24 protein-coding genes are annotated in these 21921 nt (G+C 62.4%); 19 read left to right on the forward strand and 5 right to left on the reverse strand.

Annotated features, from left to right (window positions below; genetic code table 11):
• Positions 1–26: 26 nt before the first annotated feature.
• The 6 genes from LU684_RS26975 (at position 27) to LU684_RS27000 (ending at position 5631) form a co-directional block, all read left to right on the forward strand.
• Positions 27–581 (forward strand): helix-turn-helix domain-containing protein, encoded by a 555-nt coding sequence (locus LU684_RS26975; protein WP_232895231.1) that lies wholly within the window; start codon positions 27–29, stop codon positions 579–581.
• A gap of 27 nt (positions 582–608) precedes the next feature.
• Positions 609–1955 (forward strand): glutamine synthetase family protein, encoded by a 1347-nt coding sequence (locus LU684_RS26980; RefSeq protein WP_016485774.1) that lies wholly within the window; start codon positions 609–611, stop codon positions 1953–1955.
• A gap of 75 nt (positions 1956–2030) precedes the next feature.
• A complete protein-coding gene (locus tag LU684_RS26985; protein WP_232895232.1) occupies positions 2031–2804 on the forward strand; it encodes a gamma-glutamyl-gamma-aminobutyrate hydrolase family protein in 774 nt (257 codons plus the stop codon).
• A gap of 69 nt (positions 2805–2873) precedes the next feature.
• Complete coding sequence (locus tag LU684_RS26990) at positions 2874–4232, forward strand: aspartate aminotransferase family protein (RefSeq protein ID WP_016485776.1); 1359 nt, start codon at positions 2874–2876, stop codon at positions 4230–4232.
• Between the two features lie 178 nt (positions 4233–4410).
• A complete protein-coding gene (locus LU684_RS26995; protein ID WP_016485777.1) occupies positions 4411–4965 on the forward strand; it encodes a helix-turn-helix domain-containing protein in 555 nt (184 codons plus the stop codon).
• A gap of 108 nt (positions 4966–5073) precedes the next feature.
• The gene (locus LU684_RS27000; RefSeq protein ID WP_016485778.1) at positions 5074–5631 is read left to right on the forward strand and encodes a GNAT family N-acetyltransferase; all 558 of its coding nucleotides are present in this window, start codon (positions 5074–5076) and stop codon (positions 5629–5631) included.
• 14 nt (positions 5632–5645) lie between these two features.
• On the opposite strand, the gene LU684_RS27005 is transcribed toward LU684_RS27000, so the two are convergent.
• The gene (locus tag LU684_RS27005) at positions 5646–6206 is read right to left on the reverse strand and encodes a nucleotidyltransferase family protein (RefSeq protein ID WP_016485779.1); all 561 of its coding nucleotides are present in this window, start codon (positions 6204–6206) and stop codon (positions 5646–5648) included.
• A 105-nt stretch (positions 6207–6311) separates the two neighbouring features.
• Positions 6312–8372 carry a TonB-dependent siderophore receptor gene (locus LU684_RS27010; RefSeq protein ID WP_232895242.1) on the reverse strand — a complete coding sequence of 687 codons (2061 nt, stop codon included), beginning with the start codon at positions 8370–8372 and terminating at the stop codon, positions 6312–6314.
• 414 nt (positions 8373–8786) lie between these two features.
• Here LU684_RS27010 and LU684_RS27015 point away from each other — a divergent pair, with 414 nt between their 5' ends.
• The 10 genes from LU684_RS27015 (at position 8787) to LU684_RS27055 (ending at position 17578) form a co-directional block, all read left to right on the forward strand.
• Positions 8787–9077 carry a hypothetical protein gene (locus LU684_RS27015; protein ID WP_016485782.1) on the forward strand — a complete coding sequence of 97 codons (291 nt, stop codon included), beginning with the start codon at positions 8787–8789 and terminating at the stop codon, positions 9075–9077.
• Positions 9078–9088: 11 nt separating this feature from the next.
• Positions 9089–9721 (forward strand): hypothetical protein, encoded by a 633-nt coding sequence (locus tag LU684_RS27020; protein WP_024717325.1) that lies wholly within the window; start codon positions 9089–9091, stop codon positions 9719–9721.
• Between the two features lie 423 nt (positions 9722–10144).
• Positions 10145–10402: a hypothetical protein gene (locus tag LU684_RS27025; protein WP_060518340.1), complete on the forward strand. Its 258-nt coding sequence runs from the start codon at positions 10145–10147 to the stop codon at positions 10400–10402.
• A gap of 125 nt (positions 10403–10527) precedes the next feature.
• Positions 10528–10713 carry a hypothetical protein gene (locus tag LU684_RS30865; RefSeq protein WP_442964210.1) on the forward strand — a complete coding sequence of 62 codons (186 nt, stop codon included), beginning with the start codon at positions 10528–10530 and terminating at the stop codon, positions 10711–10713.
• The gene (locus LU684_RS30870) at positions 10713–10814 is read left to right on the forward strand and encodes a DUF3077 domain-containing protein (protein WP_442964211.1); all 102 of its coding nucleotides are present in this window, start codon (positions 10713–10715) and stop codon (positions 10812–10814) included. The genes LU684_RS30865 and LU684_RS30870 overlap by 1 nt, the downstream gene beginning before the upstream one ends.
• 176 nt (positions 10815–10990) lie before the next feature.
• Positions 10991–12085 (forward strand): dimethylsulfone monooxygenase SfnG, encoded by a 1095-nt coding sequence (gene sfnG / locus LU684_RS27035; RefSeq protein WP_016485786.1) that lies wholly within the window; start codon positions 10991–10993, stop codon positions 12083–12085.
• A 378-nt stretch (positions 12086–12463) separates the two neighbouring features.
• Entirely contained in the window at positions 12464–12946 is a 483-nt protein-coding gene (locus LU684_RS27040; protein WP_016485787.1) for a formate dehydrogenase subunit gamma, read from the forward strand.
• On the forward strand, positions 12940–14499 hold the full coding sequence (locus LU684_RS27045) for a formate dehydrogenase beta subunit (RefSeq protein WP_232895233.1): 1560 nt from the start codon (positions 12940–12942) through the stop codon (positions 14497–14499). The genes LU684_RS27040 and LU684_RS27045 overlap by 7 nt, the downstream gene beginning before the upstream one ends.
• Positions 14496–17378 (forward strand): formate dehydrogenase subunit alpha, encoded by a 2883-nt coding sequence (gene fdhF, locus LU684_RS27050; RefSeq protein ID WP_102689641.1) that lies wholly within the window; start codon positions 14496–14498, stop codon positions 17376–17378. The genes LU684_RS27045 and fdhF overlap by 4 nt, the downstream gene beginning before the upstream one ends.
• Entirely contained in the window at positions 17375–17578 is a 204-nt protein-coding gene (locus LU684_RS27055) for a formate dehydrogenase subunit delta (protein WP_016485790.1), read from the forward strand. Before fdhF ends, LU684_RS27055 begins: the two co-directional genes overlap by 4 nt.
• 83 nt (positions 17579–17661) lie before the next feature.
• On the opposite strand, the gene LU684_RS27060 is transcribed toward LU684_RS27055, so the two are convergent.
• Positions 17662–18525: a universal stress protein gene (locus tag LU684_RS27060; protein ID WP_016485791.1), complete on the reverse strand. Its 864-nt coding sequence runs from the start codon at positions 18523–18525 to the stop codon at positions 17662–17664.
• Between the two features lie 157 nt (positions 18526–18682).
• On the opposite strand from LU684_RS27060, the gene LU684_RS27065 reads away from it, so the two are divergent.
• Positions 18683–19300 (forward strand): tRNA-(ms[2]io[6]A)-hydroxylase, encoded by a 618-nt coding sequence (locus LU684_RS27065; protein ID WP_016485792.1) that lies wholly within the window; start codon positions 18683–18685, stop codon positions 19298–19300.
• 22 nt (positions 19301–19322) lie between these two features.
• Here the strand turns inward: LU684_RS27065 and LU684_RS27070 are convergent, their stop codons facing one another.
• Positions 19323–19643 (reverse strand): DUF883 family protein, encoded by a 321-nt coding sequence (locus LU684_RS27070; protein WP_016485793.1) that lies wholly within the window; start codon positions 19641–19643, stop codon positions 19323–19325.
• 128 nt (positions 19644–19771) lie between these two features.
• On the opposite strand from LU684_RS27070, the gene LU684_RS27075 reads away from it, so the two are divergent.
• Complete coding sequence (locus tag LU684_RS27075; RefSeq protein WP_023047141.1) at positions 19772–20035, forward strand: hypothetical protein; 264 nt, start codon at positions 19772–19774, stop codon at positions 20033–20035.
• Between the two features lie 18 nt (positions 20036–20053).
• On the opposite strand, the gene LU684_RS27080 is transcribed toward LU684_RS27075, so the two are convergent.
• Positions 20054–20536 carry an LEA type 2 family protein gene (locus tag LU684_RS27080; RefSeq protein WP_016485795.1) on the reverse strand — a complete coding sequence of 161 codons (483 nt, stop codon included), beginning with the start codon at positions 20534–20536 and terminating at the stop codon, positions 20054–20056.
• 135 nt (positions 20537–20671) lie between these two features.
• Between LU684_RS27080 and LU684_RS27085 the strand changes: the two genes are divergently transcribed.
• Complete coding sequence (locus LU684_RS27085) at positions 20672–21796, forward strand: sigma-70 family RNA polymerase sigma factor (protein WP_060518334.1); 1125 nt, start codon at positions 20672–20674, stop codon at positions 21794–21796.
• The last annotated feature ends 125 nt before the right edge of the window (positions 21797–21921 follow it).

Here is a 21921-nt window from a genome sequence, read left to right on the forward strand (position 1 = left end):
CTAAAAATTTCACGGCAGCCCAATCGATGAAGATGCACGAAGAGGTTGAAGCCCTCGCGATCCTTATTCACGACCTGCGCAAATTCAAGAACCTGACCCTGGGCGAGCTGGCCGAGCGCATCAACCGCTCGGTCGGCTTCCTCTCTCAGGTCGAACGCGGTGTTTCGCGCCCTACCGTGGCGGACCTCACCGCCATCAGCGAAGCGCTCGGCGTGTCGACCGCGTACTTCTACAACCTCAGCAAGCCCCGCAGCATTGGTTGGGTCACGCGCCCCCACGAGCGGCGCACGCTGTACCTGGAGTCGGGCATTACCGATGTGCTGGCTTCGCCCACCATCGCCGGTGCCTTCGCCATGCTCGACAGCCACCTCGAACCAGGCGCCACCAGTGGCGAGGCGTACCTGAGTGACCGTTCCGAGCAGGGCTGTTTCGTACTGGAAGGCGAACTCACGGTATGGCTGGACCACGGCGAGCCCGTGACCCTGCTGGCCAACGACTGCTTCCAGGTGCAACCCCACGCGCAGTTCCGCTACGCCAACCTCACGGCAAAACCCACCCGCGTGCTCTGGGTCTTCAATTGAATTCGTTCACCTCACAAGGATAAGAAGATGAGTGTCATCTTTCCGGATCTGCTGGCTGAAGTGCGCTCGTTCCGAGCGGAGCACCCAGAAATTCGTTATGTCGACCTGATTGCGCTGGATATCCCCGGGCACTTCTACGGCAAGCGCTACCCCATGGACATGCTGGAAAAGGTTGCAGCCGGTGCACCTCTGAAGCTGCCGCAGAACTGCGTGTTGTTGGGTACCCAGGGTGGCCTTTACCCGATTGGCGATTACTGCTTTGCCGACGGCGACCCGGATGCTGCCCGGCGCCTGGTGCCGGGTACCCTGAAGCCAGTGCGCTGGGAAAAAGAAGTGATTGCCCAGATGCTCATCACCTCCGACGGCACCGACAAGCCTATCGAGTTCGAGCCCCGTGAAGTGCTGGCCCGCGTGATTCAGCGCCTGGCCAAACGCGGCATCCGCCCGGTGGTGGCTTTCGAGCTGGAGTTCTACTTGTTCGACCGCAAGCTCGACAACGGCCTGCCACAGTACCCACGGGACACCGCGACCGGGGACGAGGACGACCAGCCGAACATGCACATCGAGCGGCTTTCACGCTTCTCGTCGGTGCTGCACGAGATGGTCGATGGCGCCAACGAGCAGGGTGTGCCGGCGAACGTCATCACCGCAGAGCTGGGCCCTGGCCAGTTCGAGATCAATTTTTCCCACAGCGACGATGCGCTGAGCGCGGCGGACTGGTCGGCGCTGTTCTGCCGCAGTACCCGCGGTATCGCCATGAAGCACGGCTACCGTGCCAGCTTCATGAGCAAGCCATACCTGGACGCGCCGGGCAGCGGCATGCATGTGCACGTCAGCCTGTATGACGCTGCCGGCAACAACATCCTGGCCGGCGCGCAGCAGCGCAAGCTGCGCCATGCGGTGGCGGGGTGCCTGGAGCTGCTGCCGCACTGCATGCCGATCTTCGCCCCCAACCACAATGCTTACCGCCGTTACGGCGCCATGGTGAACGCGGCGAGCAAGGCCAGCTGGGGCTTCGAAGACCGTGATGCGTGCATTCGCATCCCCGAGTCCGACCCGCGCAACCTGCGCATCGAACACCGCATCGCCGGTGCCGATGCCAACCCGTACCTGGTGTTGGCGGCCATTCTGACCGGCATGGAGCATGGCCTGGACCGTGGCGTCGAGCCCATCGCCCCGCTGAACGAAAACCGTCAGAGCGGTATCGACTTCCCCAAAGATGCCCTCGGTGCCCTGGCCGCCATGCGTCACCACCCGGTGGTCAACGAAGGCTTGGGCAGTGAGTTCGTGATGGTGTACTGCGAGAACAAATACCAGGAACAACTGGACTTCATGCGCCACATCGATGCCCGCGAATACCGCTGGTTCCTGTAGGTGGCGAAGTCCAGTCAGCGACGCTGCACCCTCCCTTTCACTACAACACGCAATATGGATTTGCCGGAGGAAGATATGCCCCGTGTGCCCGTTATCGGCATTACCGCATGCACCAGCATGATCGAGCTACATGCAACCCAGACCATCAGCGAGAAATACGCGCGTGCGGCGGCCAAGGCAGCGTGTGGGTTGCCCATCGTGATTCCCAGCCTAGGTGAGCTGATGGACAGCGCCGATATTCTCGACGTGGTGGACGGGCTGATTTTCACCGGTTCACCGTCCAACATCGAGCCGTTCCACTACAACGGCGCGGCCAGTGCAGAGGGCACGCTGCACGACCCGCTGCGTGATGCCACCACGTTGCCGCTGATGCGTGCGGCCATCGCCGCCGGCGTGCCGGTGCTCGGCATTTGCCGGGGCTTCCAGGAAATGAACGTGGCACTGGGCGGCACGCTGCACCAGAAAGTCCACGAGACCGGCGTGTTCATGGACCACCGCGAAGGCAAGGACGAGCCCCTGGACAAGCAATATGGGCCGCGCCACACCCTGCATGTAAAGCCCGGCGGCATGCTCGATCGCATGGGCTTGCCGGCGATCTTCGACGTCAATTCCATCCATGGCCAGGGCATCGATGTACTGGCCCCGGAGCTACGGGTGGAAGCGCTGGCACCCGATGGCCTGGTGGAAGCGATTTCGGTCGAGAACGGCAAGGGGTTTGCCCTGGCCGTGCAATGGCACCCCGAGTTCCAGGTCATGGACAACCCGCATTACCTGACCATCTTCCAGGCCTTTGGCAAGGCCTGCCGACAGCGCTCGGTACTGCGCCAAAGGCTGTTGCTGTCGGCCTGAACACCGACCGTTCCCAACTATAAAAGTACCCGCGCAGCCTGGCCGCGCAACTTGATGGAGTAGAAGTCAATGAGTGAAAAGAATTCGCAGACCCTTGCCTGGCAATCGATGAGCCGCGACCATCACCTGGCCCCGTTCAGCGATGTCAAACAACTGGCTGAGAAAGGCCCGCGCATCATCACCTCGGCCAAGGGCGTGTACCTTTGGGACAGCGAGGGCAACAAGATTCTCGATGGCATGGCCGGCCTGTGGTGCGTGGCGGTCGGCTACGGTCGCGATGAGCTGGCCGAAGTTGCCAGCCAGCAGATGAAGCAGCTGCCTTACTACAACCTGTTCTTCCAGACCGCGCACCCCCCTGCGCTGGAGCTGGCCAAGGCAATCGCCGATGTGGCGCCGCAGGGCATGAACCATGTGTTCTTCACCGGCTCCGGCTCTGAAGGCAACGACACCGTGCTGCGCATGGTGCGCCATTACTGGGCGCTGAAGGGCAAGAAGAGCAAGCAGGTCATCATTGGCCGCATCAACGGCTACCACGGTTCTACCGTGGCGGGCGCAGCCTTGGGTGGCATGAGCGGCATGCACCAGCAGGGCGGGGTGATCCCGGATATCGTGCACATCCCGCAGCCGTACTGGTTCGGCGAAGGCGGCGACATGACCGAGGCCGACTTCGGCGTGTGGGCGGCCGAGCAGTTGGAAAAGAAGATTCTTGAAGTTGGCGTAGACAACGTTGCCGCCTTCATCGCCGAACCGATCCAGGGCGCCGGTGGCGTGATTATTCCGCCGCAAACCTACTGGCCGAAGGTGAAGGAAATTCTCGCCAGGTACGACATCCTGTTCGTTGCCGATGAAGTGATTTGCGGCTTCGGCCGCACCGGTGAATGGTTCGGTACCGACTACTACGACCTCAAGCCCGACCTGATGACCATTGCCAAGGGACTGACCTCTGGTTACATCCCCATGGGCGGGGTAATCGTGCGTGACGAAGTGGCCAAGGTCATCAGCGAAGGCGGTGACTTCAACCATGGCTTTACCTATTCCGGCCACCCGGTGGCAGCTGCGGTAGGCCTGGAGAACCTGCGCATCCTGCGTGACGAGCAGATCATCCAGCAGGTGCACGATAAAACCGCGCCGTACCTGCAACAACGCCTGCGCGAACTGGCCGACCACCCGTTGGTGGGCGAAGTGCGCGGCCTGGGCATGCTCGGCGCAATCGAGCTGGTGAAAGACAAGGCCACCCGCGCCCGTTACGAAGGCAAAGGTGTCGGCATGATCTGCCGCCAGCACTGTTTCGACAACGGCCTGATCATGCGCGCCGTGGGCGACACCATGATCATCGCGCCGCCGCTGGTGATCAGCATCGAGGAGATCGACGAGCTGGTGGAAAAAGCCCGCAAGTGCCTGGACCTGACCTACGAGGCTGTGCGGTAAGGGCAGAGGTTTTGCCTGTAGATTTTCAGCGCCTGTGATATCGAGCGCCGCCCACGCGGCGCTCGATCTACGCCCCAACCGCAAAACCCACGTCAGGCCCCCAAAGCAATTTGCTTTGTGAGATGAATCCTGTACTTTTCAAGGCATTATTTTCCCGTCTGAAAGTCGCGATTCAACTATGAAAGTGCACGAAGAAATCGAAGGCCTGGCAGTACTGATTCGCGACCTGCGCAAGTTCAAAGGCCTGACGCTGGGCGAGCTGGCTCAGCGTATAGGCCGTTCGGTGGGCTTTCTGTCCCAGGTCGAACGGGGCGTGTCGCGCCCGACCGTGGCCGACCTCACAGCCATCAGTGAAGAGCTCGGCGTCTCGACCGCCTACTTTTACAAGCTGGACAAGCCCCGCGAGCTCGACTGGGTCACCCGCCCTCACGAGCGGCGCACGCTGCACCTGGCCGGTGGCATCACCGATGTGCTGGCATCCCCCACGATAACCGGTGCCTTCTCCATGCTCGATAGCCACCTGGAACCGGGCGCCAGCAGTGGCGAGGAATACCTGGACGACAGCTCGGAGCAGGGCTGCTTCGTGCTCGAAGGCGAGCTGACGGTGTGGCTGGGTGGTGGCGAGCCGGTCACGCTGCGGGCCAGTGACAGTTTTCAGCTGCAACCCCACGCCAGTTTTCGCTATGCCAACCTCACCGACAAGCCCACCCGCGTGCTCTGGGTGTTCAGCTGAGAGGCGTTTGGGTGCAGGTCACATAGGTAAGCTGTAGTCCCGCTCGACAAGAAACGACCCATCGCAGACCATCTGAAGCTTCCACAAGGATGCCCAGGAACGAATGCCATGGCTTGCCTGCCGACGCTGCATACCGATCGCCTTGTACTTACGCCCCTGCGACTGGAGGATGCACCTGCAATCCAGAAACTGTTCCCGCAATGGGAAGTTGTCCGCTACCTCGATCGTCGCGTCCCATGGCCATATCCGGAAGACGGTGCGCTGGTCTATGTACGGGATATCGCCCTGCCTGCCATGGCTGCGGGCCGTGAATGGCACTGGATGATCCGCCTGCGCAACGAGGCTGACTGCACCATTGGCAGCATCAGTTTGTATGAGCAGCCTGGAAACAACAGAGGCTTCTGGCTTGCGCCGCAGTGGTGGGGCATGGGCTACATGCGCGAAGCCTGCAGGGTCATCAACGCCTATTGGTTCGAGGCGTTGTCACGCCCGCTCATGCAGGTTCCCAAAGCCGTTGCCAACCACGCCTCGCGCAAGGTTTCAGAGCATGAGGGAATGCGCAGGGTGAGTACCCGCGATGGATATTTTGTTTCTGGGCCAATGCAGGTCGAGGTATGGGAGCTGACACGCAGTGACTGGTTCAGCGCGTCGAAAACCGGACACTAGCTTGAGCATTCTGATCACTCGACCAAGACAAGCCATGGCCAACGCTCCCGGTAGCTGGCGGCTTTTTCCCTGAACAAGCCTGGCCGTGGGTTCAGCTCGTTCATATTCAGCAGATCGTGCTGCAGGTCATCCAGGCCATGGGTGCTGTACAACGTGCCCGTGCACACATCAACCCCAAGGCAGGTCGAGCGGATCAGGTAGCGGTCGATGCCATCCGTGACCTTGAGCAATGGCGAATAAGCACCGCCGAATTTCCCCTGGTACCAGAGGTGGACGCGGGCCTGGTTGCGCACTTCCACGTTGACGCCCAAGTGCGCGCAGGCCTGCTGCACCCTGGTGATTACCCGGTCCTCTGCCTCCCAGGACACATCGGCGTCAAAGTAGGCGATGTCATAGTCCTTGATGCCCCAGCCGGCAGGCAGCCCTGCGCGGTGGTTCCAGAAGGTCTGGAACAGGGCGCCTGCCACCAGCATGCAGTGGGGGATATCCAGCGTTGCCAGCACCGCCAGGAGTGCCCGGTTTACCGGGTTCTCGCGGATGATCGCCAGTAACTGCTCGTCAGTCAGTGAATGCATGGATACCGTCCTTGATAGTCGCATTGCAAGGGCTGAGCTTACCTGAATGGCGCCAAAGCCATCACTGGATGCCGTTCAGTGCGCCGCTACACAGGACGGGCGGGGTCAGTACTTCCAGGTCACCGAAGCCGTCAGGTTGCGCGGTGCACCGTAGCTGGCGGTTGTCGCGTTGTTGTACAGCGACAGCAGGTATTTGCGGTCGGTGACATTGTTCAGGTTCAGCGACGTGCTCCAGTTGCTGTCAATGTCGTAGCTGGTCATCAGGTCAACCAGGCCGTAGGCGTTCTGGTGGATGGCGCTGTTGGTGTCGTTCTCGACGCCGGTCTGCCAGCTAACACGGGCGCCAACCTTCATCTGTGGCAGGGTCGGCAAGCGGTAAGTGACCATGCCGCGCAAGCTGTGGGCCGGCACATATTTGCGCGCACGCTCGCCGTTGTCATCGTCAATACGTACATAGGTGTAGCCGGCGAGCAGGTCGAGGCCTGGCGCCACTTCGCCGGATGCCTGCAACTCTACGCCGTGGCTCTTGAAGTCGCCCGGTGTGTAAACCTCTTGAACCCCGTCGAACCCGGCATCCACGGCCACGTTGCGCTGCTCGGTCTTGAACAGCGCAGCGGTCAGGTGCAGGCGCTCGTCCATCACCCTGCCTTTTACCCCCACTTCCATGCTCTTGCCTTCCAGTGGGTCGAGCAGCTTGCCGTCGGTACCGACCACGTTGTGCTGCGGGTTGTAGATTTTGGTCCAGCTGCCGTAAATGCTCCATGCCTCGTTCAGGTCGTAGACCAGGCCGGTGTAGGGCGTGACCTTGCCATGGGCGCGCGTGGAGTGTTCTGAACCGTAGCTCTCACCCTTGCCGTCGGCGCTGAGCATGCGTGCACCGGCTATCCAGTGCAGGTTATCGGCCAGGCTGAAGCGCGCACCGGCGAATACGCTTTTTTGCGTGTCCTGGAAGTTCTGCGCCAGGTCGTCACTGGTGACGCCAAACGAGGGCATAGGCGTATTGCCCGCGAGGATGCCCGAGAACGAAGTGTTGAAGAAACTGCCATGCTCCAGGTCTTCATCGTACTCCTGGCCTTTTTGGTGCGTGCGCCCGTACGCGGCCCCGAAGGTCAACTGGTGCTCGCGACCGAACAGGCTGAACGGGCCTTGCACCTTGGCCTCGCCCAGCAGCTGGTGAGCCTCGCTGCGGGTGTGGTTGGCATACGCGTCGGCTACATCACCAGAGACGCCACCTACATAAAGCATGTTGGTGTTCTGCTTTTCCTGCTGCCCGGTGGCCGTGAGCGTGGCGTTCCAGTCATTGCCGAAATCATGCTTCAGCTCGACGAAGGCCCGCTGGGTGTGCAGGTTCCAGTAGGTCCACGGCTGGCCGATGCTGTTGCTGCGCCCGCTGTAGTGGATGGCATTGCCGTCATTGTCCACCAGTGGCAGGTTGCCCCAGGTGCTGCCGTTGGAGTCACTGTTGTGCTGGGAGAAGCCCACGGTCACGGTGTCGGCGTCGGACACATCGAACGCCAGCAGGCCGGCAGCAACGTTGCGCTCGTGGCTGTAGCGGTCCATCCATGAGTTGCCCTTGTCGTGGGAGTAGATGAAACGCCCGCGCACATTGCCGCTGTCGGTCAGCGGGCCGGCAACATCGACGTCGATACGGCGGCTGTCCCACGAGCCGACGCTGGTGTCGACCTGCGCCTGGAAGGTATCTGTCGGGCGTTTACGCACGAAGTTGACCGTGGCCGACGGGTTGCCGGCACCACTCATCAAGCCATTGGCGCCGTGCAACACGTCGATCTGCTCGTACTCGGCCAGGTCCTGGTCCCCTACCAGCGTGCTGCTTACGAAGGGCATGCCCATGCCGTCGTACTCGAAGGTGTCGATGTCGAAACCGCGCGAAGTGAATTCGGTACGGTCGGTTTCAGTTTGCTCGACGGTTACCGACGGTGCTGCGCGCAGTGCGTCCTTGATACCGGTGATCTTGAAATCGTCCAGCGCCTGGCGGGTGATGGTTGTCACGCCCTGCGGGGTCTGCTTGTCGGTCAGGCCCAGTTTGGTGGTGCTGGATGAGGCCCTGCCTTCGTAGCCCTGGCTCACGGCATCCATCACTTCGCTCGTGCTGTCGATCTGGGTCGCGGGCAGGGTGAGGTTGTCGGCGGCATGAACGACAGGCATGGCGCTGCATGCGCCGACCAGCAAGAGGCGGGCAGGGAGATGACGTTTCACGGGGAATTCCTGAGGCGGGGGCTGGTAAAAGGGTTACAGATTTCGTGCGAATGAGAATCTACGTCAAATGAGAAGATATATTGATAAATAATGTTTCATGCTTCTTCACCTCTCGCGAAACACGGCCTAGGTGGATGGCAGCAGCTAGCCGGTGCTCACGGAGGTTTCAAGCGGCTGCCGCGAGCAGTCTTGAAAGCGTTGGTTACATTGCCCTGCGCCGTCTTGCGGCTGGCAGGGCCATAGTTCATGCGTGTTCCGGGTCATCGCTCGAATCGGGGGGGAACCGCTGGTCGCTTTGGCTTCGCAAGCGCTAGATTTGATCCGGATTTTGTACGATGATTTTCGTAATGGCAGGGATGAGCTATGAAAACCGGTTTCAGGGAGGCCCAGCGCGCAGTGATAGCGGCGCTTGAATCAGGGGAGTACCAACACGTTTCGCGCGGGGATATCGATATAAAGAACCTGTTGGCTACAGGGGAGGTGTCAGCCCGAGAGGTTGTCGAAGTCGTGCGCTCCTGCCGGGGCATTCACCACGCAAGCAGCCCTCACCACGCTGTCGCTGCCGTAGAGGTGCATGTACTCAAACGGGATGGCTGGTACATCAAGTTCTTTTTTATCGAACCGGATACCTGGTTCATAAGCGTTCACCAGTGAGTACCCAGATCATGAAGATTCTGTTTGAAGGGGATAGCGGAAAAGCACTGTGCGAGCACTGCCAGGCAGTGGTGCCCACTCGTTATGCCCGCCGGGATGTACCGTTCAGCGATGGCAAGGGTGTGGCCAGGGACATATTGGTGGGCGTGTGTACCCGTTGCGATGGCGTGGTCGCACTTCCACCGCAATCCACACCAGCCATTCACGAGGCGCGCAAGCAGCAGCTCAAGTCGATCGAGGCGCGCTTGCCGGCCGTGTACGTGGACGTGCTGGATGCGGCCATGCATGCAGTCAGCAGCGACGCCGGGGCCCATTTACGCAAGTTGTTTCTGGCCCACTATGTTCAGCGGTTGGCGCAGGTTCAGCAGGGGGGGCGATTGCAGGCTGCGCATCTGGCGTTCATCCAGGCGCTGGATGCACAGCGGGAGCAGCGCGGGCTTGCAAGGTCCAACGCTACCCGGCGGTTGTCGATGAAGGTTAATCCGCACATGGCAGAGGACCTGCTTGCGCTGCAACAACAAACCGAGATGAACCAGACCGAGTTGCTGAAGGCCGTGATCGCCCTGATCCAGGCGGATGTGCTCGAAGAGCGGGACGAGGAAGTGATTGTGGCGCTGCAGCGGCTGGCGCGGTTGGCGGTATAGTCAGCACTGAACATTGTCGCTTGTGCGTGGGGCAACCACGCACAGGGCTCTTCGTTGGCCCGCCACATTCTTTGTCGTTCCTACACGATAGAGCCAGATTTTTCCCCTTCCATGTAGTCCGTTTCTGAATCATCCTTTTCAAGCCGTTTCACCATTGCGATGGAAACCTGATCTCCCTAGTCTCGACCTGTCGTTGCAAATTCAACGACCGGGTCTGCAAGCCTGCGAGTCAACTAGAAGAGCTCACCATCAGCTAACGGCGCTTTGCGCTCAGCTGCGTTTTATGGTGGCTGCGTACGGGTGGTCTTCGGACCAACCGGGCTTTCTAGTTGCCTCGGTCTTGCAGGCCCTTACGTAGCCGCCACCCAATCATCTGCAAGTGAGCAGGTGGCGATCTTGGTAGTGCAACTAGAGAGATTCGCCATGCTCAAAATTGTTCCCGATCCACCTTTCTCCGCTGACCCTTCGCACCACCTGGAAGACACCCTGATCCAGGCCACCGAATACGTCCTCTGCGCCTTGTCCGTAGGCCATCACGCCATTTCCACGCTGCCCAAGTCTCCCGCCACCGTCATGACCTTGGCGGTGATGCATGAAGTGGAGGCCGTGCGCTCGTTACTGGAGTCGGCGATTGCGCAGGTGCAGTTCAAAGGCAAGCCGCAAATGCATACCTTGCATTGATGGGCTGAAATCAAGTTTTGCCAGCGGTGGATGGCACCGGCTGCGCCCGTGTTCGCGGGTGAACCCGCTCCCACAGGAGAGTGGAGGGCAGTACCACTGGCTGGCAGATTCAGAAGAGGTTCAAGATGGATAAAGAATTGGATGACGACACCGGCACCCTGGGGCTGACCGTAGGCTCGGCCACTTGCCTGGACGGTATCATCGACGGCAAGAAGCTGTTCCGTGTCGAGCCCGGCAACTGCTGTGACCATGCTGTCGAGCAGGCCTCTGTGTTGATGGACTGCTCTCGGCGGGCATCGTTATCGGGGTAATGGACAACGAGCCGGTGCTGGTCTGGGCCTCGCACTTTCTGTGCGGCATGGCCAAAGCCTTGATGGATGACGCTCACATGGGCATGCGCAAGAACCGGTGAGCCAGCAGCAAGCGGCGATGTTGCGCAGGCAACAGTGATCCGACAGCGTGTTTGACCACATGCAGTCAACATCGCCGACTAGTTCCATTAACCCGTTGAAAGTAAAGCAATCCAGCCGTTGGCACGCTTGCTGCTCCTGCCTCCTTGAACCCCAAAGATTCTCAAGGAGCTTCCCCATGAGCCACGCCCCACTCAAGTTCGCCTACTGGGTCCCCAACGTCAGCGGTGGCCTGGTGGTCAGCACCATCGAGCAGCGCACCAGCTGGGACATCGACTACAACCGCAAGCTTGCGCAAATCGCTGAAAAAGCGGGCTTCGACTACGCCCTGTCGCAAATCCGCTTCACCGCCGGCTACGGCGCCGACAACCAGCATGAGTCGGTCACCATCAGCCATGCGCTGCTGGCGGCCACGGAAAAGCTCAAGGTCATCGCCGCCATCCTGCCAGGGCCGTGGAACCCGGCGCTGGCGGCCAAGCAGTTGGCCAGTATCGACCAGTTCACCCATGGCCGCATCGCCATCAACGTGGTGTCGGGCTGGTTCAAGGGCGAGTTCCACGCCATCGGTGAGCCGTGGCTGGACCACGACGAGCGCTATCGCCGATCCGAGGAGTTCATCCGCGCGCTCAAGGGCATCTGGACGCAGGACAACTTCACCTTCAACGGCGACTTCTATCGCTTCCGTGACTACAACCTCAAACCCAAGCCACTGCAGCAACCGCACCCCGAGATCTTCCAGGGCGGCAGTTCGCGTGCGGCGCGGGACATGGCCGCGCGGGTGTCGGACTGGTACTTCACCAACGGCAACAGCGTGGAAGGGATCAAGGCCCAGGTCGATGATATCCGCGCCAAGGCCGCAGCCAACGGCCACTCGGTCAAGGTTGGGGTGAATGCCTTCATCATTGCCCGCGACACCGAGGAACAGGCGCGTGCGGTGTTGCAGGAGATCATCGACAAGGCCAACCCCGAGGCAGTGCGGGCGTTCGGCAACGAGGTGAAGCACGCCGGGGCAGCCAGCCCGGAAGGCGAGGGCAACTGGGCCAAGTCCAGCTTCGAGGACCTGGTGCAGTACAACGATGGCTTCAAGACCAACCTGATCGGCACGCCGCAGCAAATTGCCGAGCGCATCGTTGCGCTGAAGGCAGTGGGGGTGGATTTGATCCTGTCCGGCTTTCTGCATTTTCAGGAGGAAGTGGCGTACTTTGGTGAGCACGTGTTGCCGCTGGTGCGTGAGCTGGAAGCCGGTCGCAGCGTAGACAAGGCAGTGGCCTGAGGCCTGTGCCGGATTGCCGGGGGCGCTTTGCGCGCCTTTGCGGCCGGGGGCGCCAAGGCAAGGCTGCTCGCGCCGGGCATTAGCCTGGGGTAGTCATCGACGCACCTGTACTGCTGTGAAACCCCGCATACCGTGCAGGGGCCGTAACGCTTGGCGTCGGTTTCAGGATGCGCCTGGTCGCTCGCACGCAACCCCCTGGCGCCACAAGTGCCATGCTTGCAGGATGCCTTCGGACCAGCGTGCGCAGATACGCGGCCGTGGGCAAGGAGGCCGTCGGCGTCGCGCAACCGTGACGCGGCCGACGCGCCGCAGCAGAACACGCTGGATACCTGCCCTCACAATAATTCAGGCGGGGTCCGTGATGCCGAGGTCCGCTGTATGCCTGATGAACTGCTCCACCTGCCCGTGATCCACCGTATTCTGGCCCGTGACAAGGCAACCCCCGGTGCCCTGTTGCCGATCCTGCATGCCATCCAGCACGACATCGGTTTCATCCCCGATGCCGCTGTCCCTGAAATTGCCCATGCCCTGAACCTCAGCCTGGCCGAGGTGCGTGGAGTGATCAGCTTTTACCACGACTTCCGTACTGCGCCGCCGGCGCGCCACACCCTGCGCCTGTGCCGCGCCGAATCGTGCCAAAGCCGTGGCGCCGAGGCCCTGGCCGCGCAACTGCGTGATCAGCTGGCACTGGATGACCATGGCACCAGCGCCGACGGTACCATCAGCCTGCGCCCGGTGTACTGCCTGGGTGCCTGCGCCTGCTCGCCGGCGCTGGAGCTGGACGGCCAGGTGCATGCGCGGCTTACCCCTGAGCGCCTGCGTGCATTGGTAAACGCTTGCCGGGAGGACGCAGCATGCTGAAGCTCTACATTCCCTGCGACTCGGTGGCCCGTGCCGTGGGGGCCGACCAGGTTGCCGATGCCTTGCAGCGCGAGGCCGAGCGCCGCCAGCTGCCGCTGGACATCCAGCGCACCAGCTCACGCGGGCTGTACTGGCTGGAGCCGCTGATCGAATGCGACAGCGGGCAAGGGCGCCAGGGCTTCGGCCCGGTGACCCCACAAGACGTGCCGGCGTTGCTCGATGCCCTGGCCGGTGAGCCCGGTGGCCACTCGCTGGCGTTGGGGCTGGTCGAACAAATGCCTTACCTGAAGACCCAGCAACGCCTGCTGTTCGCCCGCGCCGGCATCACCCGCCCATTGTCGCTGGATGACTATCGCGCCCATGGCGGTTTCGCCGGCCTTGAAGCGGCCGTGGCCCTGAACGCTGCCGAGGTGGTCGCCGCCGTGCTTGACTCCGGCTTGCGTGGCCGTGGCGGTGCGGCGTTTCCTGCCGGCATCAAGTGGCGCACCGTGCGCGACGCCGGGGCTGGGCAGAAGTATGTGGTATGCAACGCCGACGAGGGCGACTCTGGCACCTTCGCCGACCGTATGCTGATGGAAGGCGACCCCTTCCTGCTGATCGAGGGCATGATCATTGCCGGCCTGGCCGTGGGGGCCGACAAGGGCTACATCTATGTGCGCTCGGAATACCCGGATGCCATTCGCGTGCTGAACCAGGCCTTTGCCATCGCGCGTGAAGCCGGCTACCTCGGCACTGACGTTGCCGGCAGCGGCCAGGCTTTCGACCTGGAAGTGCGGGTGGGGGCCGGCGCCTATATCTGCGGCGAAGAAACCGCGCTGCTCGAGTCCATCGAAGGCAAGCGCGGCATCGTCCGTGCCAAGCCACCACTGCCTGCGCTGCAAGGCCTGTTCGGCCTGCCCACGCTGGTGCACAACGTGCTCACCCTGGCTTCAGTGCCCATCATTCTCGCCAAGGGGGCAGCGTTCTATCGCGATTTCGGCATGGGCCGCTCGCTGGGCACCATGCCGTTCCAGCTGGCCGGCAATATCCGCCAGGGCGGCCTGGTGGAGCGTGCGTTCGGCCTGACCCTGCGCGAGCTGGTGGAGGGTTACGGCGGCGGTACGGCCAGTGGCCGGCCGCTGAAGGCTGCGCAGGTGGGCGGCCCGCTTGGCGCCTGGGTACCCCCCAGCCACTTCGACACCCCGCTGGACTATGAAGCCTTCGCCGCCATGGGCGCAATGCTCGGCCACGGCGGTGTGGTGGTGGCCGACGACACCCTGAACATGGCCAGCATGGCGCGCTTCGCCCTGCAGTTCTGCGCCGAAGAATCCTGCGGCAAATGCACCCCGTGCCGCATCGGCTCCACCCGGGGCATGGAAGTGGTCGACCGGTTGATCACATCGACTGATTTCACCGAACGCCACGACCAGGCCCTGTTGCTGCGCGATCTCTGCGACACCATGCAGTACGGCTCGCTATGCGCCATGGGCGGCATGACTGCCTACCCGGTGGCCAGTGCCCTCAAGTACTTCCCCGCTGATTTTGGGCTGACCACCACGGAGGCCGCGCAATGATCAACTTCTTCGACCCCGCTTCTGATAAAAGCAGCGACCTCGGCACCCCGGCCCGTGACAGCGACGTGCAGATCAGCCTGAGCATCGACGGGCGTGCTGTCAGCGTGCCAGCCGGCACCTCGGTGATGCGCGCCGCGGCCATGCTGGGCACCAGCATCCCCAAACTGTGTGCCACCGACAGCCTCGAAGCCTTCGGCTCATGCCGCATGTGCATGGTGGAAATCGAAGGCATGCGCGGCTACCCGGCGTCCTGTACCACGCCGGTCAGCGAAGGCATGGTGGTGCGTACCGAAACGCCACGCCTGGCCGGCCTGCGCCGCAACGTGATGGAGTTGTACATTTCCGACCACCCACTGGACTGCCTGACCTGCTCGGCCAACGGCAACTGCGAGCTACAGACCGTGGCCGGCCAGGTGGGCCTGCGCGAGGTGCGCTACGGTTACGACGGCGCCAACCATTTGGCCGAAAAGAAGGACGTTTCCAACCCGTATTTTGACTACGAGCCCAGCAAGTGCATCGTTTGCAGCCGCTGCGTGCGCGCCTGCGAAGACATCCAGGGCACATTCGCCCTGACCATCACCGGCCGCGGTTTCGAGTCGCGGGTCGCGGCGGCGGGCGGCGACAACTTCCTTGCCTCCGAGTGCGTGTCGTGCGGCGCCTGCGTACAGGCCTGCCCGACCGCGACGCTGACAGAAAAGAGCCTGGTGCAGCTTGGCCAGCCCGAACGTTCGGTGATCACCACCTGCGCCTATTGCGGCGTCGGGTGCTCGTTCCGCGCCGAAATGAAAGGCGATCAGCTGGTGCGCATGGTCCCGGACAAGAACGGCGGGGCCAACCACGGCCACGCCTGCGTGAAGGGGCGCTTCGCCTGGGGCTACGCCACCCACCCGGACCGCATAACCAAACCGATGATCCGCAAGCGCCTGGAAGACCCGTGGCAGGAAGTGAGCTGGGACGAGGCGGTGACCTACGCTGCCAGCGAGTTCCGCCGCATCCAGCTCAAGTACGGGCGCGATTCCATCGGTGGCATTACCTCCAGCCGCTGCACCAACGAAGAAGCCTATCTGGTGCAAAAACTGGTGCGCACGGCGTTTGGCAACAACAACGTCGATACCTGCGCGCGGGTGTGCCACTCGCCCACCGGCTATGGGCTCAAGCAGACCCTGGGTGAGTCGGCCGGCACGCAAAGCTTTGATTCGGTGATGCAGGCTGACGTGGTGCTGGTGATCGGCGCCAACCCCACCGACGCCCACCCGGTGTTCGGCTCGCAGCTCAAGCGCCGCCTGCGCCAGGGCGCGCGGCTGATCGTGATCGACCCACGGCGCATCGACCTGGTCGACTCGCCGCACGCCCGCGCCGAGTTGCACCTGCAACTGCGCCCGGGCACCAACGTGGCCATGCTCAACGCCCTGGCCCACGTGATCGTCAGCGAGGGCCTGCTGGCCCAGCGCTTTATCGATGCCCGCTGCGAAACCGAAGACTTTGCCCGCTGGCGCGACTTCGTCAGCCTGGCAGAAAACGCCCCTGAAGTACTCGGCCCGGTCTGTGGCGTGCCGGCCGAGCAGATCCGCGCGGCTGCGCGGCTGTATGCCACCGGTGGCAACGCGGCCATCTACTACGGCCTGGGCGTGACCGAGCACAGCCAGGGCAGCACTGCGGTGATGGGCATCGCCAACCTGGCCATGGCCACCGGCAATATCGGCCGTGAAGGGGTAGGGGTGAACCCGCTGCGTGGGCAGAACAACGTGCAGGGTTCGTGCGACATGGGCTCGTTCCCGCACGAGCTGCCTGGCTACCGGCATATCTCCAACGAGCACGTGCGCGCCGAGTTCGAACGCGCCTGGGGTGTGACCCTGCAGCCCGACCCGGGCCTGCGCATCCCCAACATGTTCGAGGCAGCGCTGGACGGCAGCTTCAAGGCCTTGTACTGCCAGGGCGAGGACATCGCCCAGAGCGACCCTAACACCCAGCATGTCACCGCGGCCTTGCTCGCCATGGAGTGCGTGGTGGTGCAGGACATCTTCCTCAACGAAACTGCCAAGTTCGCCCATGTGTTCCTGCCGGGCAGCTCGTTCCTGGAAAAGGATGGCACCTTCACCAATGCCGAGCGGCGCATTTCGCGGGTGCGCAAGGTCATGGAGCCGCTGGCCGGCAAGGCCGACTGGGAAGCGACCATCGCCTTGGCCAACGCTCTGGGCTACCCGATGAACTACCGTCACCCGTCCGAGATCATGGACGAGATCGCCCGCCTGACGCCGACCTTCCGCCGTGTCAGCTATGCCGACATCGACCGCCATGGCAGCCTGCAGTGGCCATGCAACGACACCGCGCCAGACGGCACGCCAACCATGCACATCGACCAGTTCGTGCGTGGCAAGGGCCGCTTCATGCTCACCGGTTATGTGCCTACCGACGAAAAGGTCAACAACCGCTACCCGTTGTTGCTGACTACCGGGCGCATCCTCAGCCAGTACAACGTCGGCGCGCAGACCCGGCGTACTGCCAACGTCGCCTGGCATGATGCCGACCGCCTGGAGATTCACCCCACCGATGCAGAAAGCCGCGGTATCCAGGACGGTGACTGGGTCGGCATTGGCAGCCGCGCGGGGCAGACTGTGCTGCGCGCCAAGGTCAGTGCGCGGGTAGCGCCGGGGGTGGTGTACACCACGTTCCACTTCCCCGAGTCGGGGGCCAACGTGATTACCACCGACAACTCCGACTGGGCCACCAACTGTCCCGAGTACAAGGTAACGGCAGTGGAAGTGGTGAAGGTGTTCCAGCCATCGCAGTGGCAAAAGCGCTATCAGGACTTCAGTGACGAACAGCGGCGCCTGCTGCAAGAGCGCCGCACAGCGGAGCAAGCCGAGGTGCGCCGATGAGCAGCGACAACCTGGTCAAGATGGCCAACCAGATTGCCCATTACTTCGACAGCGAACCAGACCGGGCGCTGGCGGTACAGGGGGTGCGCCAGCATATGCAAAGCTTCTGGACGCCGGCCATGCGCCGACAGCTGGCGCAATGGATCGAGGCCAATGCAGGGGAAGGGCTGGACCCGAAGGTGCTGGAGGCGATGCCGTAGCGGGTCTGCGCGGTCCCTGTAGGTGCGGCCTTTCGCGACGCAAGGCCGCTCCTACAAGGGGCGCACCCATCGTGCCAATTGCATCAGCCGCGGGCTAATTCGGCCAGGTGAGCGATGGCTTCCTCGCTCTTGAGCACCAGCACATCCCCCTCGAGCGCATCCAGTACCACCTCCGAAGTATTACCAATCAACGCCCCGGAAATCCCCGTGCGGCACACCGTGCCAATCACCGTCACCACCGCGTTCAGCAGTTTCTCGGTGTGCGGAATCAACACATCTGCTGGCCCTTCAGCTACATGCAGGCATTCCTCGCTGATGCCGTACTCAGCCTGGAACGCCTTGCACGCATCCCGGTAGCGCTGCTCGATGGTCTCGCTCAGCTGGTAGGTCGGGTCAGAGGCCGACAGCATCGGCGACGGATGGGCACTGATGACATGCAGTTCGCCCTTGGCCAGTTTGGCAATCTCGAAGCCATGGTCGATGATGCTGGCATGCAGGCGGCGATGGTCTTCGTCCTGGTTGCCCACGTCGACCGCCGCCAGAATCTTGCCCCCGGTCCACGGCCGTTCACTCTTGACCATCAGCACGGCACATGGGCATTGGCGCAGCAATTTCCAGTCGCTGGGGGTGAGCAGGGCCTTTCTCAGCGAACTGTCCGGGCGGTGGTCCTTGATCACCAGGTCGCAACCTTCGGCCTGCTGTACATAGATGATGGTGTCGTGCAGGTTGTCGCGCCAAGCCTCCTCATGGGTGATGTTGTCGTAGCCGTCATCATGCAACTGGCTGCTGAGCAGGCTCAGTAGCGCACTGTGATCATGCCGTTTGTCGCACATCAGCAGGTGCAGCCGAGCGCCGGTGACGCCGGCGATCAGCTTGGCCCGGGTCAGCGCCCGGCTGTGGGCGTGCTCGGGGTCGAGGACGACGAGGATGCTGCGGACGGCTTGCATGGGCGTAAGCTCCCTTCAAAGGTGGCGACCAATGCCTGACTATAGACGGCGCGCCCCCTGCTGGCGTTTGATGTACATCAACAAGCTTAGTCACTGGCGCCGCCCGCCGCCGCCGGTATAATCGCCGGCCCTGCCTGTTCTGTGTGGTTGCACGCTTATGTCCCTGATCCCCGAAATCGATGCCTTTCTTGGCTGCCCGACGCCAGACGCCTGGATCGAAGCGGCGCTCGCCGACCAGGAAACCCTGCTGATCGACCACAAGAACTGCGAATTCAAGGCCGCGAGCACGGCCTTGAGCCTGATGGCCAAGTACAACACTCACCTCGACCTGATCAACATGATGTCGCGCCTGGCACGTGAGGAACTGGTGCATCACGAACAAGTACTGCGCTTGATGAAGCGCCGTGGCGTGCCACTACGACCGGTGTCGGCGGGGCGCTATGCCTCAGGGCTGCGCCGCCTGGTGCGCGCTCACGAGCCGGTCAAGCTGGTGGACACGCTGGTGGTGGGGGCGTTCATCGAGGCGCGCAGTTGCGAGCGTTTTGCCGCGCTGGTGCCGCACCTGGACGAAGAGCTGGGCCGCTTCTACCACGGCCTGCTGAAAAGCGAAGCGCGCCATTACCAGGGTTACCTGAAACTGGCGCACAACTATGGCGATGAGGCAGACATCGCCCGCCGGGTTGAACTGGTGCGCGCTGCAGAAATGGAGCTGATCCAGTCCCCAGATGTGGAACTGCGCTTCCACAGCGGTATCCCGCAAGCGCTGGCCGCCTGATTCGCACCAGGCGGCCCAGGCGTCAGTTGCGCCGCCCCAGCAGCAGGCCCACCACCACCCCCAGGCCGGCGGAAATGGCTACGGTCTGCCAGGGATGGCCGCCGATATAGTCCTGGGTGGCGTCCACCACCGGCTGCGCCTTGTCCCGTATGTTGCCAGCGGCCTGGCGCGCCTGTTTCAGTTTGAGGCTGACCTGCGCTCGCAGGGTTTCTGCTTCTTCGCCCACCAGGGCGGCACTGTCGTTCAGCAGTTTTTCCGATTCCTCGATCAGCGACTGCAGTTCGCTGAATACCTGGTCCTTGATCTGATCGCTGTCGGGCAGCGTGGCGTTTTTACGGGCCATGAACTCGTCCTCGTTGATGGGTAGTGTGAACAATGGATGCCGCTGCGTCGGGAAAGTTGCGGTGGCTTTCCGATGTTGCGTTGCCTGGGTGTAAGATAGCGGCCATTTTCAAACCTGCAGGTACCTTCATGAGTTTCAATCTGGCCAACATGAGCTTCGAGGAACGGGCGCAGATCGAGGCAGAGAAGGCGCGGCTGTTCGAGCTGTGGCAGAGCAACCTGGGCAAGGCCAAGGGTGATGCAGCCCGGCTGATCGCCGAGAAACCGCGGCGCAAAGGTAAATGGGCCGAGTGGGTACGCGCCGAACTGGAGGGCATGTCGCCGCCCGAATACGCCAGCATGGTGCGCAGCGAAGTCAACAAGTTGATGGCCGCCGCCAGCGCCAACCGCTGAACACCCGTCGACGGGCGCTTACCAGTAGGCGCCTTTGGGCAGGTCCAGCTTGCCCTCGTCGGTAAAGCGCACGGTCCCCAGCAACCCGCCCGCCAGCTTGCCGCGCAGCTTGTAGGGCAAACCCTTCAGCGAATCCACCGTGCCCAGCCCATAGGCCTGGCGCAGGAAGGAAAACGCCGTGATGCTCACCGGCACCACGATCACCGCCTCGTCGTAGCGGCCAATGTGCCCTTGCTGGTCGCTGACCCCGGCGGCCAGCGGCTGGCCGTTCACTTCCAGGTTCAGGGCGATCCCGTTGTAGTCGATCGGCGACTCGTTGGGGTTTTGCACCCGCATTTTCACCGCCATGCGCAGTTCCAGTTCCTGCCCGGCCAGCGGCTCGATACCGATCACGCTGATGTTGACCGGGTCGCGTGGTTGAAACAGAGCGCAAGCGCCCAGCCCATAAACCATCAGCAGGACGAGAAACAGGCGGATACAGCGGTACGGGCGGGGTGTCATTGCGGGCGACCTTGCCAGAGTGGGCGAACCCTCAGTGTGGCAAATGCGCGTCGGCGTTGAAAGTGTCCTTGAAGATGAACGATACTGTTTCTCATTAACGCTCGATAACTTTTCCTGCTGGCTGTTACCAAACCCATGCTGATGTCACCCGTGTCGGGCCTGCTGGCGACTTTCCAGGAGCACTACGACGACCTGTTGCTGTTTCTGACCCGGCGCATGAGCGATCGCCAGCGCGCCGCGGACGTGGCGCAGGAAACCTATTTGAAACTGGTGAAAGTCGATGAACTAGCGGTGCCGGTGCTGCACGCCCGCAGCTTCATCTTCCGCGTGGCCGGTAACCTGGCAATCGATGCCTTGCGCCGCGAGCAGCGCCTCGCTGCCAGCCATGACGACTGTGACGGAGCCGGTGAGCTGGCCTGCCCGGCGCCAGCGCCTGAGGCGTTGTTGCTGGCCCGGGAGCGCCTGCAAATTCTTGACGATGCGCTGCTGAAACTGCCCGACAACGCCCGCCAGGCATTGTTGCTGAACCGTGTCGATGGCCTGACACAGGCGCAGATCGCACAGCGGCTGGGGGTTTCCGAGAGCATGGTGGCCAAATATATCGGCCAAGCCCTGCGCCATTGCCGCGACTGGCTCAAGCAGGCGGGTGTGGCTGCCTCTGTGGCATTGCTGGTCGCCGCTGTGGCGGGTTGGCAGCAGGCGCCGATACTGCTGGCGGACTACCACACTGCAGTGGGTGAGCGGCAGGTCGTGATCCTGGCTGACGGCACGCGGGTAACCTTGAACAGCGCCAGTGCGTTGAGTGTGGTGTTCAGTGAGCACGAACGCCGGGTGGTGCTGGATGCCGGTGAGGCCCTGTTCGAGACCACCGATGATCCGCGGCCGTTTGTGGTCGATACGGCAGGTGAGCAGGTGCAGGGTGGTGCCGCCACCTTTAGCGTGCGTCGCGATGGTCGCGTGGTGTTGGCACGCGGTGAAGCCAAGGTTGGCGAAACTGAACTGGCAGTGACGGCCGATGCCGGTGCGCAGATGGCCTGGCAGCGCGGCAAGCTGATCTTCAACGGCAAACCGCTGGGGCAGGTGCTGACCGAGCTTGAGCGTTACCGGCATGGGCGCATCGTGCTGTCCGATAGCAAGCTGGCTGCGATGGAGGTGAGCGGGGTGTTTGACCTTGATGAGCCAGAAGCCCTGCTGCGCACGTTGGAGCAGCGCTATGGGCTGAAGGTTACCTATCTGCCGTGGTTGGCTGTGGTTCACTGACTGGCCTGTACCGGCCTCTTCGCAGCACAGCAATAAAAATATTTTCCGTTTGGCACTGCAAGTTCCTGCAAGCCAGATCGTCGTAGTGGGACTGATCAGCAACCCATTCTCATTTACGACTTGTC

Origin of the sequence: Pseudomonas sp. NMI542_15 (assembly GCF_021283425.1) — a bacterium.
In the GTDB taxonomy this organism is placed as follows: Bacteria; Pseudomonadota; Gammaproteobacteria; order Pseudomonadales; family Pseudomonadaceae; genus Aquipseudomonas; species Aquipseudomonas fortuita.